The organism is Tenacibaculum sp. DPLXC6, from assembly GCF_056815515.1.
Genome location: NZ_CP141806.1, coordinates 1,665,637 through 1,679,992 on the forward strand (window position 1 = coordinate 1,665,637; position 14,356 = coordinate 1,679,992).

The 14,356-nt window shown below is 32.1% G+C and carries 14 protein-coding genes and 2 tRNA genes; 11 read left to right on the plus strand and 5 right to left on the minus strand.

The features are described from left to right. Positions 1 to 435, minus strand: a complete 435-nt coding sequence (locus VCM48_RS07540) for a GPW/gp25 family protein (RefSeq protein ID WP_274639650.1) — start codon at positions 433 to 435, stop codon at positions 1 to 3. Between the two features lie 80 nt (positions 436 to 515). Here VCM48_RS07540 and VCM48_RS07545 point away from each other — a divergent pair, with 80 nt between their 5' ends. From VCM48_RS07545 to rodA, 10 genes are all read left to right on the plus strand, one after another. Beyond that, complete coding sequence (locus tag VCM48_RS07545) at positions 516 to 971, plus strand: hypothetical protein (RefSeq protein WP_099215504.1); 456 nt, start codon at positions 516 to 518, stop codon at positions 969 to 971. 21 nt (positions 972 to 992) lie between these two features. Further along, entirely contained in the window at positions 993 to 2,357 is a 1,365-nt protein-coding gene (locus VCM48_RS07550) for a DUF5458 family protein (RefSeq protein WP_274639649.1), read from the plus strand. 270 nt (positions 2,358 to 2,627) lie between these two features. Continuing rightward, on the plus strand, positions 2,628 to 3,080 hold the full coding sequence (locus tag VCM48_RS07555) for a GAF domain-containing protein (RefSeq protein WP_274639648.1): 453 nt from the start codon (positions 2,628 to 2,630) through the stop codon (positions 3,078 to 3,080). An 83-nt stretch (positions 3,081 to 3,163) separates the two neighbouring features. Next, a complete protein-coding gene (locus VCM48_RS07560) occupies positions 3,164 to 3,289 on the plus strand; it encodes a hypothetical protein (protein WP_274639647.1) in 126 nt (41 codons plus the stop codon). Between the two features lie 142 nt (positions 3,290 to 3,431). Beyond that, positions 3,432 to 4,958, plus strand: a complete 1,527-nt coding sequence (purH, locus tag VCM48_RS07565; protein WP_482272181.1) for a bifunctional phosphoribosylaminoimidazolecarboxamide formyltransferase/IMP cyclohydrolase — start codon at positions 3,432 to 3,434, stop codon at positions 4,956 to 4,958. Between the two features lie 82 nt (positions 4,959 to 5,040). Next, positions 5,041 to 6,069: a rod shape-determining protein gene (locus VCM48_RS07570; protein ID WP_047790403.1), complete on the plus strand. Its 1,029-nt coding sequence runs from the start codon at positions 5,041 to 5,043 to the stop codon at positions 6,067 to 6,069. Between the two features lie 16 nt (positions 6,070 to 6,085). Further along, positions 6,086 to 6,913: a rod shape-determining protein MreC gene (gene mreC / locus VCM48_RS07575; protein WP_482272182.1), complete on the plus strand. Its 828-nt coding sequence runs from the start codon at positions 6,086 to 6,088 to the stop codon at positions 6,911 to 6,913. After that, complete coding sequence (gene mreD, locus VCM48_RS07580; RefSeq protein WP_482272183.1) at positions 6,906 to 7,412, plus strand: rod shape-determining protein MreD; 507 nt, start codon at positions 6,906 to 6,908, stop codon at positions 7,410 to 7,412. The genes mreC and mreD overlap by 8 nt, the downstream gene beginning before the upstream one ends. Beyond that, entirely contained in the window at positions 7,409 to 9,295 is a 1,887-nt protein-coding gene (gene mrdA, locus VCM48_RS07585) for a penicillin-binding protein 2 (RefSeq protein ID WP_482272184.1), read from the plus strand. Before mreD ends, mrdA begins: the two co-directional genes overlap by 4 nt. Next, entirely contained in the window at positions 9,276 to 10,553 is a 1,278-nt protein-coding gene (gene rodA, locus VCM48_RS07590) for a rod shape-determining protein RodA (protein WP_482272185.1), read from the plus strand. Before mrdA ends, rodA begins: the two co-directional genes overlap by 20 nt. Before the next feature lie 233 nt (positions 10,554 to 10,786). Here rodA and rpsT read toward each other — a convergent pair whose 3' ends face one another. The 4 genes from rpsT to proS all read right to left on the minus strand — a co-directional run bounded on the left by rpsT (position 10,787) and on the right by proS (position 12,882). Continuing rightward, a complete protein-coding gene (gene rpsT / locus VCM48_RS07595; protein ID WP_028891217.1) occupies positions 10,787 to 11,038 on the minus strand; it encodes a 30S ribosomal protein S20 in 252 nt (83 codons plus the stop codon). A 34-nt stretch (positions 11,039 to 11,072) separates the two neighbouring features. After that, positions 11,073 to 11,144: transfer RNA gene (locus tag VCM48_RS07600), tRNA-Glu, on the minus strand. 112 nt (positions 11,145 to 11,256) lie between these two features. After that, positions 11,257 to 11,328 (minus strand) — tRNA-Glu (locus VCM48_RS07605). Positions 11,329 to 11,403: 75 nt separating this feature from the next. Continuing rightward, positions 11,404 to 12,882 (minus strand): proline--tRNA ligase, encoded by a 1,479-nt coding sequence (gene proS, locus VCM48_RS07610; protein ID WP_440122622.1) that lies wholly within the window; start codon positions 12,880 to 12,882, stop codon positions 11,404 to 11,406. A 147-nt stretch (positions 12,883 to 13,029) separates the two neighbouring features. Between proS and VCM48_RS07615 the strand changes: the two genes are divergently transcribed. Next, positions 13,030 to 14,343, plus strand: a complete 1,314-nt coding sequence (locus VCM48_RS07615) for a hypothetical protein (protein WP_440122623.1) — start codon at positions 13,030 to 13,032, stop codon at positions 14,341 to 14,343. The last annotated feature ends 13 nt before the right edge of the window (positions 14,344 to 14,356 follow it).

Here is a 14,356-nt window from a genome sequence, read left to right on the forward strand (position 1 = left end):
TTATTGAGATAAAGGGCTGATGTAAAAAAGTGTAGCGAAATTAAATGGAGCTTCGGTTTCAATAATTGTCCCGAAAACTTTTATTTCTGCTTTTCTTCTTACATGAACATCAGTAGTCTCAGCATCATCATCTATTTCAGATAATCTTACACTAACTCTAACATCCTTAAGCCTAGGTTCATATTCAATAAAGGCGTAATATAAAGAATCTTTAACTTTTTCTTCCCATTTATTGATTTTAACCAACTGATTAAACTCTAAGTCCCAAATATCGGAACCATAATTGGGTCTTCCAAAAACTTCGCCCTGTTTTGAAGTAGCAATTATCATGAGGTGCTGGGCTATTGATTCTTCAAGTGTACACCCCAATCTACTATTTTCTTTATTTCTTTTTGTTATACTGGAAAAGTCTAGGGGGATCTTCAAATAATTCATTTTTCCTTAATTTTTTTCTGTAAAAATAATTTTTTTTATCAAATATTTAATAGATTCGTAGCAGAATAAAAAAAATTATTATGGCAATGTACAATTACGGAATTGGAGGTAATGAAGTTAAAGTTGATGCTAATGAATCAATCGCAAACATTTCTTCCAACAAAACCCTATTAATCCAAAAACTTACCGACGAAGCTCCAGCAACCCCCGAAGCTACTTATGGTTTAGACACTATCGAAGCTGTTTTTGAAAAGTTTTCACCTTCTGTAAAACTTGAACACACTGATGAAAATGGCGCTGACGTTAAAGAATCTTTAAATTTCAATAATTTAAGTGATTTTAACGTTGAGAACATTAAGGCTAATAGCTCTTTTCTAAACAAACTTGATATAGAAAAAGATCAGTACTTAAGAATTTCAAGACAATTATCTTCTAACAGAGCACTAATGAAAGCTCTAAGCAACCCCGAAACTAAAGATACATTTATTAAGATTTTAGAAGAATCTATTAAAGAAATCGATCAAGCTGAACAATAAAAACAAAAAACATAATTAGCTATGTCTACAAAAGTAAAAACGCAACAGTCGGAAGAAGTAAAACAACAGTCCCCTAGTCAAGAAGTAGCTAACGCTATTGACGGTATTAAAGAATATGGAGGTTTCTCTTTTATTGAGAATATTGTTGATGGATACTCAAACTTAAACCCAAAAAGAAAAGCTAGAAAAAGTCTATTTTTAAACGACGAGCAATGGAAAGGAGAAAGAAAAAACTTAAAAAACAGACTTTCTGTTTGGTTAGAAATTCTAAAAAGTAGCGAAAACATCGAATCGATGTGTGATTCTGCAAAGGAAAAAGCTACTAGCATCGAAGGAGTTTTAAACTACAACTTAAAGAAAACCTTAGAAAAAACTAAGGAATTAGAAACCTCTTATAGATCTGTAGCTTTATTCTACAAAAATACAGAGAAAGATAAGGTTAAAAATATCACGATCTTAAACGCTGATTTAAGTCAATTAAAAGATTTAGAAAACCCTCTTTTTATAGACTATGTATCAAATGAGCTTAAGCAAAACTTTGATAGATTAGATTTAAAAGACAACTACTCTATACTAGTAGTACCTGGATATCTTGGCTCTAACGTAGTGTTGGACAAATGGTCTAAAATAGCATACGAAAATAAAGCTGTTTTATTAACCGATTTCCAAGACTTAGAAACTCCAGATGACATTATTGACATGTTCTCTAACGCGAATCATTCAGGAGGAGAAGTTCATAAGTCAAACACTTTAATGACTTGTAACTGGCTTTTAGGAAGAAAAAAAGAAGACTCTGTTGGTGAAGAAGATAACTTATACGTTCCAGCATCTTCTGCTTTAGCAGGTAAAATATACCACACTTTAATGTCGCAAGTAGTAGCAGGTAAAAAGTTTGGTGGTATTAACGAAGTAGAAAGTGTAAGATTCGATCTTAAGAAAAGTGAGATTTCAGAAATCGAAAAAATGGGATTAGTCCCTATGGTAAACGAATATAGTAAAGTAATGGCTTTTTCTGCTAAAACTTTATTCAACGGAGACAATTTAGGACTTCAAACCTATTCTGTTGTAAGAGTATTTGATCACATAACAAAAGTATTATTTGATTTCTTAAACAGACGTGCATTTGAAAATTGGAGTTCAAGAACTGAAGCTGATTTACGTCGTCAAATAGTTAAGTTCTTAGATGATATCCAAGGACCTACTAAATTAATCGAACGCTTTAAGGTTATAAAAATAGAACAAGATCAAAACCAAAAAGACCGTGTTTTATTAGACATTCATATCACTCCTTATTTCCCAGCTAAAAGTTTCGTTATTCAATTAGACGGACACAAAGGAGATGGACCTGAAGATGCTGTATGGCACAGTGAATACGTTCAACAGTAATCCAACTTTAAAATACACTCTTTTCCTTTTATAGAAAAGAACAGAAAAAGCAAAAGTTTAAAACTTTTGCTTTTTTTCGTTAAAGAATACTTTAACAGCAGTACAACTCTAAACTCATTCCTTTTGATATTGCACCCCTCTTTTCATAAAAAACTCTTAAAACACTCCTTTTTAAACTATAAAAATTTAAATTCAGTTTTTTATCACAATACATACAACTATTTTTGTAAGCTTTAAACACTCTTTACGAATAAGATAAAAAATACTTTTATGAATTTACAAGAACTTAAAAGCAATATAGACACAATAGTTGGCAATAAAACTTCAACAGAAGAAAAACTACAACAAATCTGCGATTATTTAGCTTCAGAAATCTCTTATTATGACTGGGTTGGATTTTACTTTAAAAATGGAGATAAAGAAGAATTAAAATTAGCACAGTTTAACGGAGAACCTACAGATCACACAATTATCCCTTTCGGAAAAGGTATTTGTGGTCAAGTTGCTGTTAGTAATGAAAATTTTGTAGTTCAAGATGTTAGCGAACAAGACAATTATATCTCTTGTGGATGGAAGGTAAAATCTGAGATTGTAATTCCTATTTTTGTCGATGGTGAAAATGTAGGGCAAATCGACATTGATTCTCATACAGTTAACCCATTTACCGAAAATGACGAGGTTTTATTGGAGTATATTTGTAAAAAAGTAGCTAATTTTATATAATTTTCACATAATCACTTGATTATTAAGTTTTTTTTTGTTTTATTTGATCTGATTTTTTAACAACCCCATTAATCCCCTTAAATATGAGCAGTAGAGAACATCCTTCTTATGCAGCATTAGGCAGTGCTAATGCTCGTTCAAAATCTCAACAATCTTTAGTAGAAAAATTCACAATCTGGTTTCGTAATTTTTTAGAAACTGCAGAGTAATTTTTCTTTTAAAATTTTGTTGTTGAAAAACACCACCAAAATTATTTTATTTTTGGTGGTGTTTTCAATCTTAAAAACTTAAAAAATTATTGTGTAACGCCTACTGTTTTACTAGCTTTGCAAGCTTAACAACACAACAATAATGAACAATACAAAAACTATTAAATCAGCATTAATTTCCGTTTTTCATAAAGACGGATTAGAGCCTATTGTTAAAAAACTTAACGAACTAGGTGTTACTATTTACTCTACAGGAGGTACTGAGAAATTTATTAAAGACTTAGGTATTGATGTAGTGCCAGTAGAAGATGTTACTTCGTACCCTTCTATTTTAGGAGGAAGAGTAAAAACTTTACACCCTAAAGTTTTTGGAGGGATTTTAAACAGACAAGATCACGAAGGTGATGTTACTGAAATGCAAGAATACAATATTCCTCAATTAGATTTAGTAATTGTAGATTTATATCCTTTTGAAAAAACTGTTGCTTCTGGAGCTTCAGAGCAAGACATTATTGAAAAAATTGATATTGGTGGAATTTCGTTAATTCGTGCAGCTGCTAAAAACTTTAAAGACACTGTTATTGTTTCTTCTATGGAACAATACGAAGACTTCTTAACTATTATCTCAGAAAATAACGGAGAAACTTCGTTGAACGATAGAAAAAAGTTTGCTGCTAAAGCTTTTAACATCTCTTCACATTATGACACTGCAATTTTCAATTATTTCAATGAAGATGAAGTTGTATATAAAGCCAGTGAAACTACATCTAAAGTATTACGTTATGGAGAAAACCCTCATCAAAAAGGTTTTTTCTTTGGCGATTTAGATGCTATGTTTGATAAACTACATGGAAAAGAATTAAGTTACAATAACTTATTAGATGTTGATGCTGCTGTTAATTTAATAGAAGAATTTAAAGGTGAAGACCCAACATTTGCGATTTTAAAACACAATAATGCGTGTGGTTTTGCTCAAAGAAAAACTATTCATCAAGCTTATGTTGATGCATTAGCTGGTGATCCTGTTTCTGCTTTTGGTGGTATTTTAATTTCTAACACAAAAATTGATAAAGCTACTGCTGAAGAAATTCATAAATTATTCTGCGAAGTGGTTATTGCTCCTGCTTATGATGCAGATGCCTTAGAAATTTTAAAAGGCAAAAAGAATAGAGTAATTTTAATTCAAAAAGAAGTTGAATTACCTAAACAAACAGTAAGAACAGCCTTAAACGGAGTATTAGTCCAAGATAAAGATTATATTACAGACAAATTAGATGATTTATCATACCCTACTAACAATAAACCTTCAGAAAGTGAGTTAGAGGACTTGTTATTTGCATCTAAGTTGTGTAAAAACACTAAGTCTAACACTATTATTTTAGTAAAAGACAAACAATTATTGGCAGGGGGAACAGGCCAAACAAGTAGAGTTGATGCTTTAAGACAAGCTATTGAAAAGGCTAACAGTTTTAACTTTGACTTAAATGGAGCTGTTATGGCTAGTGATGCTTTTTTCCCTTTTCCTGACTGTGTAGAAATAGCAGATAAAGCAGGTATAAAAAGTGTAATTCAACCAGGTGGATCTATTAAAGACCAATTAAGCATTGATTATTGTAACGATAATAATGTAGCTATGGTTTTTACTGGAACTAGACATTTTAAACATTAATTATACTGAATGTAAAATACCCACAGATTTTTATTAGATTTGTGAGAATACATTAAAATTAAATATAAATAACGAAATCTTTATGGGTTTTTTCGATTTCATGACAGAAGATATTGCAGTAGATTTAGGTACTGCAAATACACTTATAATCCACAATGGTAAGGTAGTTATTGACAACCCCTCTATTGTTGCTAGAAATAGGCTTACTGGTAAAATTATTGCTACAGGTCATGAAGCTAGTAGGATGCAAGGAAAAACCCATGAAAATATCAAAACCATACGTCCTTTAAAAGACGGTGTAATTGCTGACTTTCAAGCTTCAGAAGAAATGATAAAGGAATTTGTAAAACAAATTCCTGCCATAAAGAAAAGATTATTTCCACCATCATTACGTATGGTAATTTGTATTCCTTCAGGGATTACTGAAGTTGAAAAACGAGCAGTTATAGATTCTGGTCGTCATATGAACGCTAAAGAAATCTATTTGATTTATGAACCAATGGCAGCTGCTATTGGTGTAGGTGTTGATATTATGGAACCTAAAGGAAATATGATTATTGATATAGGTGGTGGTACAACTGAAATTGCTGTTATAGCATTAGCTGGTATTGTTTGTGATCAATCAGTTAAAGTTGCTGGAGATTTATTTACCAGTGACATTATGTATTATATGCGTACTCAACACAATTTATATGTTGGAGAAACTACTGCTGAAAAGATAAAGTTACAAATAGGTTCTGCTACTGAAGATTTAGACACACCTCCTGAAGACATGATGGTTCAAGGGCGTGATTTATTAAGTGGAAAACCTAAGCAAATACAGGTTTCTTATCGTGAAATTGCGAAAGCATTAGATAAATCAATTTTACGTATTGAAGATGCAGTAATGGAGACGCTATCAAAGACACCTCCTGAATTAGCTGCTGATATTTACAACACTGGTATTTATTTAGCTGGTGGTGGTTCTATGCTAAGAGGCTTAGATAAGCGTTTATCTAGAAAAACAGATTTGCCAGTATACGTTGCTGAAGATCCGTTACGTGCTGTAGTTCGTGGAACAGGTATTGCACTTAAAAATTTAGAAAAATACAAAACTGTATTAATCAAATAAATTTGAATGATTATTTATGCAACAGCTTATTTATTTCTTACAGAAGTATAAGTATTTCTTATTTTTTCTATTCTTAGAAGTTATAGCTGTTGCATTAATCATTAACAACCATTCTTTTCATAAAAGTAAATTTATTAGTTCTACCAATTTTATTACAGGAGGACTATATCAAAAATCATCAAATATTTCAGAGTATCTTGGCTTAAAAGAAAGAAACTCTATACTCGTTGAGGAAAACTTAGCCTTAAAAAATAAACTGGAGAAAATTACTACTTATCTTGATAGTATTTCTGCGAATCAAATAATAGACACAACACAGCTCAGTCAAAATTTTAATTATATCTCTGGAAAAATAATTAAAAACTCTTTTCATAAAACTGATAACTTTTTAACAATCAACAGAGGTAAAAGTTATAATGTTTTTAAAGAAATGGGAGTAATTAACAGTAAAGGTATTATTGGTATTACTGATAATGCGTCAAATAAATACGCAAGAGTACAATCTATTTTAAATTCAAAAAGCAATATCAACGCTAAATTTAAAAATAATAATCACTACGGTACGTTAACATGGGACGGTAAGGACTATAACATTGTACAACTAACCGACATTCCACGTCAAGCAACTTTTAAAAAAGGTGATACTGTAGTCACTGGAGGAAGGTCTACTATTTTTCCAAACGGGATACCTATTGGAACAGTCTTAGAAGTACCTGAAGAATTATCTGCGGTTAATAGTATAAACATTAAACTCTTTAACGATATGTCTAACTTAGGTCATGTTTATATAATAACCAACCTAAATAAAGAAGAAGTAAAAACTGTAGAAAATAATAATGAATAAAACAGTATACTTAATATTTTTATTCGTTTTCCTCTTGTTACTACAAGTGTTGGTTCTAAATAATATTTTATTTTTAGGTTATGTAAACCCCTACATTTATATCGTTTTTATTTTCTTGTTCCCTATTAAAGAAAACAGGTTTTTTCTTTTATTAGTTGCTTTTCTTTTAGGATTATGTGTAGATGCATTTTCTAACTCTGGTGGAATTCATGCTTTTTCAACTGTATTTATGGCCTATATACGTTTATTTGTTTTTAAAGCTGTTTTCAAAAAAACATCATCAGATTATCTACTTTTTAACCTAAGACATGAGTCTTTTGACAAAGTATTTAATTATACAGCAATTTTAACATTAACTCATCACTTCATTTTATTTAGTTTAACTAACTTTAGTTTTTATAACATATCAAATGTACTTGTCAATACACTATTTTCTAGTGTTTTTACGTTACTGTTGTATTTTTTAGGAAGTTTTATATTTAGGAAAAAGCTAGCATGAAACGAAGTTTCTTACTTATATTTTTAATTACTCTTATTGGAATTGTTTATATCTCTCGATTATTTCAGTTACAAGTAATAAATGGTGGCGAACAGAGCCTAAAGCATAGTGCTACAATAAAGATTGAGTACGATTATCCAGAGCGTGGTTATATATATGATCGTAATGGAAAATTATTGGTTGCAAACCAATTATCCTACGATGTAATGATTATTCCAAAAGAAGTAGAACCTTTAGATACTTTAGAATTCTGCTCTCTTTTAAAAATCGACAAAGAAGATTTTGTAAAACGTTTTAAAAAAGCAGAAAATTATGCTCGTTGGCTTCCTTCTGTATTTTTAAAGCAATTAGCTAAAGAGGATTATGCTTTTTTACAAGAGAAACTATCTAAGTACAAAGGTTTTTATATCCAAAAACGTATCATTAGAAATTACCCTGTAAAATCGGCTGCTAATGTATTAGGGTTTATTAGTGAAGTTAATGAATATGTAGCTAAGAATAGTGATTACTACGAACAAGGAGAATTAATAGGGAAGCTTGGTGTAGAAAAGCAGTATGAAAGAGAACTAAGAGGCGTTAAAGGGAAAAAATACTTCAAAAGAAACAACTTAAATAAGGTTACTGGCTCTTATAAAAATGGAAAATATGATACCCTTGCTGTGCCTGGTAAAGACTTAACATTAACCATTGATAGTGAATTACAACAATATGGAGAGTTATTAATGTCTGGGAAAAGAGGGGGAATTGTTGCTATAGAGCCTCAAACAGGTGAGATATTAGCATTGATTACCGCTCCTTCTTATGACCCTAACTTATTAGTCGGAAGACAACGCTCCCCTAATTCTGTAAGGCTTTTTAATGACAGCATTAACATGCCAACTTTTGACAGAGGTCTACAAGCAATGTATGCTCCTGGTTCTCCTTTCAAAATCCTAACTGGTTTAATTGGTTTACAAGAAGGTGTTATTGATGAAAATACTGGCTTTTACTGTCAACACGGATATCGTTATGGTAAACGACCTAACGCTTTTATGGGGTGTCACTGTAGAATTGTTGGACGCCCTGTTCGTTTAAAAACAGCCATTGCTAAATCTTGTAACACATATTTCGCTAACACCTATAGAAAAATTATAGACAATTACGAAAATCCAACCATAGGAACTGATGCTTGGAGTAAACATGCAAAAAGCTTTGGTCTAGGTAACTATTTAGGATATGATCTTCCTTCTGGTCAAAAAGGTAGAATTCCAAATGGAAGTTTTTACGACAGAAGTTATGACTTTAGATGGGGAGCTACCACAACTATTTCAAACTCCATTGGTCAAGGTGAAGTAGAGACAACACCTATTCAGTTGGCAAATATGACAGCAGCAATTGCTAATAAAGGCTATTTTTACACTCCTCATATTGTTAAGAAAATTGAAGACAAGCCCAGGCTTGACTCTACATATGTAACTCGTAGAAATACAACAGTTTCACCAGAACATTTTCCTATTGCTATTGAGGCAATGTATGAAACGTTTACCAGAGGTACAGCTAGATATAGTCAAGTTAAGGGAATAGATATTTGCGGAAAAACAGGAACCGTTGAAAATTTTATTAGAGTAAATAAAAAGAAAGTTCAGTTAACAGACCACTCTATTTTTATAGCTTTTGCTCCTAAAGATAATCCCCAAATAGCCATAGCTATTTTTGTAGAAAACGGAGGGTATGGGGCTACAATTGCTGCTCCTATTACTAGTTTACTGATTGAAAAATATTTAAACAAGTCTATTTCTAGAAAATATCTTGAAGATCGCATGATTAACCTAAGTCTTCAAGAAAGATATGACAATCAATTATTAATTCAAAAAAACGATACTATTGCGACAGGAACGAAATAATATTTTTGCAGGAATTGATTGGCTACTCGTTTTACTCTACGTAATATTAGTTGGTTTTGGTTGGGTTAATATATATGCTGCATCCTCTACTGAAGAGTCAAGAGAAATTTTTGACTTCTCAACAAAGTATGGCAAACAGTTAATTTTTATAGGGCTCAGTATACCTGTTATTATCTTTATCCTATTTTTCAACTCTAAGTTCTACGAGCAATTTTCCAGTGTTATGTACATTTTCTCTCTGGTTTTATTAGCTGGAGTACTTGTATTTGGTAAAAAAATTAATGGAGCAACTTCTTGGTATAACTTTGGTAGTATAGGATTACAGCCCTCTGAATTTGCAAAAGCTTTTACTGCTCTAGCTTTAGCAAAATTAATGAGTGACCGGCAATACAACCTTAAGTTAATAAAAAATCAAGCAAAAGCTTTTATAGTCATCTTTTTGCCTGCCTTTTTTATTGCCTTACAGCCAGATATGGGATCTGTACTAATATATTTCGCTTTCTTTTTTGTTTTAAACAGAGAAGGACTTACGCTAGCATATATATTATTTGGAACAATCTCTATCATTCTATTCTTGTTAACCGTTTATTTCGGAGCTAAATGGGTTCTGATTTCATGTTTACTTATAATAACACTTATTGTTTTTTATGGAGTTTACAGAGATAAGAGATTTTTTCGCTTTAACGTTATAAAAATAATTGGATCCTATCTTTTTTCTATTTTCTTTATCTTAGGAATTAGTTTCACTTATAATAACATATTAGGTCAACATCAAAAAGATCGATTCGATATTTTATTAGGAAAAATACAAGATAATAAAGGTATTGGCTACAATTCTTATCAATCTGAAAAAACGATTAGTTCAGGTGGTTTTTCTGGAAAAGGTTTTTTACAAGGAGATAGAACGCAAGGAAACTTTGTTCCTGAACAACATACAGATTATATATATAGTACTGTTGGTGAAGAATGGGGATTTTTAGGTAGTTCTCTTGTTATAATTTTATTTATGTTCTTGCTCTATAGAATTATCTACTTATCAGAAACACAAACCAATAAATTTGCAAGAATATATGGTTACAGTGTAGCCTCTATTTTCTTTTTCCACATTATTGTTAATATCGGTATGGTAATAGGGCTACTACCTACTGTAGGTATACCACTACCCTTTTTCAGTTATGGAGGTTCTTCTTTATGGGGTTTCACCTTGCTTCTATTTATTTTCATTCGTCTGGATGCCCATAAAAAGTACGATTGGTAAAGCAACTACTATACTTTATAATTTTCAGAAAAAAACACAACTGTAGTAACACTTACTTATACACACACTACAAGTTAAAAGTCAAAATAACCACACTTATTAGAGAGACCTGTAAATAATGAAATATTAAATAAGCTCTAATTTTAAACGAAGTATTTTTAGTTTTAAACCAAAATAAAAACGCTTCGATAAAAAATATCGAAGCGTTTAACTATTAACTAACCTTAAAACTCTTATAAAGCTGCAACGTGTTTAGCCAATTTAGACTTTAAATTTGCTGCTTTATTCTTATGAATAATGTTGTTCTTTGCTAATTTATCTAACATAGATACAACAGTCGAAAACATTCCTTCTGCTTCCTTCTTATCTTCTGTAGCTCTTAATTTTCTTACAGCATTACGAGTTGTTTTATGCTGATATTTATTTCTTAAGCGCTTTGCTTCGTTACTTCTAATTCTCTTTAATGCTGACTTATGATTTGCCATTGTACTAATGCGTTAATTGTTTATAAAAAACTTGTAGTCCGTACGGGAATCGAACCCGTGTTACCAGGATGAAAACCTGGCGTCCTAACCCCTAGACGAACGGACCAAAACAATCGTTCTGATTGCGGGTGCAAATATACAATTCTTTTTGTTATTTGCAATTAAAAATTATTTTTTTCTCTATTTATTTTTCTCTTAAAATAAAGAAAAAGAACTTGTAGTCCGTACGGGAATCGAACCCGTGTTACCAGGATGAAAACCTGGCGTCCTAACCCCTAGACGAACGGACCAAAACAATCTTTTTTGCGATTGCGGGTGCAAATATAAAAACTGTTTTTTATTACACAAAGCTTTTTTTTATTTTTTTAATAAGCCTTTGCAAAAAGTACTCTTTTTGTTGATGGTTTTCCTGTTAACACACATTCTCCATCCTCTTCTTTTGCATCATTAGGAATACATCTTATTGTAGCTTTTGTTAGCTCTTTTATCTTATCTTCTGTTTCAATTGTACCATCCCAATGCGCTGACACAAATCCTCCTTTGTTCTCAATTACATCTTTAAACTCTTCAAATGAATTTACTTCTGTAATATGGTCGTTTCTGTAAGTTAACGCTCTGTTGTATAAATTCTCTTGAATTTCTTCTAACAAGTTAGCCACAATGCTTACTACCTCATCTCTAGATACAGTTTGCTTCTCAAAAGTATCACGACGTGCAACTTCTACTGTACCATTTTCCAAATCACGTTTTCCCATTGCAATTCTTACTGGCACACCTTTTAACTCATACTCAGCAAACTTAGCTCCTGGCCTAAAAGTATCTCTATCATCAAACTTTACAGAAATTCCTTTAGATCGTAATTCTTTTACAATTACATCTACTTTTTCAGAAATAGCATTTAATTGTTCTTCTCCTTTATATATAGGTACAATTACAACTTGAATTGGCGCCAATTTTGGAGGTAATACTAAACCAGCATCATCAGAGTGTGTCATTATCAACCCTCCTATTAAACGTGTTGATACTCCCCAAGAAGTTGCCCATACATACTCTTGCTTTCCTTCTTTAGAAGTATATTTTACATCAAAAGCTTTTGCAAAATTCTGCCCTAAGAAGTGTGAAGTTCCTGCTTGTAATGCTTTTCCATCTTGCATCAAAGCTTCAATAGTTAAAGTATCATCTGCTCCAGCAAAACGTTCACTTTCACTTTTAGCTCCTTTAACAACAGGCATTGCCATAAACTCTTCAGCAAAAGTTGCATATACTTCTTGCATCTGTTTAGCTTCAGCTATTGCTTCTGCTTTTGTTGCATGTGCAGTATGACCTTCTTGCCATAAAAACTCTGCAGTACGTAAAAACAAACGCGTACGCATTTCCCATCTTACAACATTCGCCCATTGGTTTACTAACAATGGTAAATCTCTATGCGATTGAATCCACCCTTTATATGTATTCCAAATAATTGCTTCCGAAGTAGGACGAACAACTAACTCTTCTTCTAACTTAGCTTCAGGATCTACACGTAACTTACCTTCATTATCTGGATCATTTTGTAATCGATAATGTGTAACTACAGCACATTCTTTTGCAAATCCTTCAGCATTTTTTTCTTCTGCTTCAAACAAACTTTTAGGTACGAAAAGGGGGAAATAAGCATTTTGATGTCCTGTTTCTTTAAACATTCTATCTAATTCTTTTTGCATGTTCTCCCAAATTGCAAATCCGTATGGTTTAATTACCATACAACCTCTTACTGCTGAATTTTCAGCTAAATCGGCCTTTACAATCAATTCGTTATACCATTTCGAGTAATCTTCGGCTCTTTTTGTTAAATGTTTGCTCATAATCAAAAGTTTGGCATAAATATTGTTATTTTTTATGCGTAAATTGTGTCTGCAAAACTACATTAAAAAGGTAACAAGCCCAACAAAGAACTAATTTTTTGCAGCTAGTGGAAAAACAATTTGCTTTAACCTAAAAATAAAAAAGTCATGAAGCTACATTACACCAAAACCAAACTCCCTTTCTATATCCTATCATTTTTGATGGCAGCTACATTTATATCTTGTGGTTCTACACAAACGGTTACTGGTAGTGATGATGGTATTTATGCTGATGAAATAGAACAACCACAACGTAGAGTAATTGTTACTGATGATCGTGCATATGATGAATATCAGGAAAACTATTTTACCAAAGAAGTAGAACGCTTAGATGCTTTAAATGGTACTGATATTTTTACCGATATAGAAAATTATAAGTCTGAAAATGATGACTCATATGATGATGAAGACATTATATATGAAGAGGAGCCTGAAACAAGAATTACATACAATGGCAATGAGCCTTGGGGGTATGCTGACAACAGTGATGTAGTTATTAATATCAACACCTACCCAAGATGGGGCTACTATAATGATTGGTATTGGGATTACGGCTATGGGTATAATTATTACAGACCTTGGTGGAGATCTCGTTATTATAACTACTGGGGGTACAACAATTGGCACCCATACCACTGGAATTCTGGATTTTATGTTGGTCTAGGTGGACTTTATTACAACTCTTACTGGAATTCTCCATATTACGGATACAATTATTACAGACCATACAGATACTATAACAACCACTATTACAGACGCCCATACAGAGGTGCCAACTATTATAGAGGTCACAGAACTGCAACAACTTCTAGAAGAGGTTATACTACAGGTCGTAGAGGAACTACAACTTCAAGACGCTCTTCTGATGTTTACAGAAGAAGTAATAGTAGAACCTATCGAAGCAACAGAAACACTCGTTCAACAAGAAATACAAGAGGATACAATACAAGAAGAGGTAGCAATTCTAATAACAGAAGTATAAAACGATCAACTAGAACAAGAAGTTATAACTCAAATGGTAGCAGATCTACTCGTAGCTATAGAGGTACACCTCGTACTACAAGAAGCTCTAGAGGATATTCTACAAGAAACTACAGAGCCTCAAATAATAATGATGTTCGTAAATCTTCCTCAGTTAGAAACTCTAGAAGTTATACTAAGAGAGATCAAAATTCTAATAGATCTGTTAGAAAATCATACTCTCCTAGAAGCTCTAAAAGCTACTCAAAATCAACTAGAAATAACAGAAAGAACTATGCTTCACGTAATAGTAGCAATTCACGAAAATCTAGAAGTTACTCAAAACCTTCAAGAAGTTCTCGTAGTTACTCAGCTCCGTCAAGAAGCTCTAGAAGCAACTCTTCAGCCGGAAGTAGCTCAAGAGGGAGTAACAGAAGTTCATCTAGAAGCTCTAGAAGATAATCTTGCTGCCAGA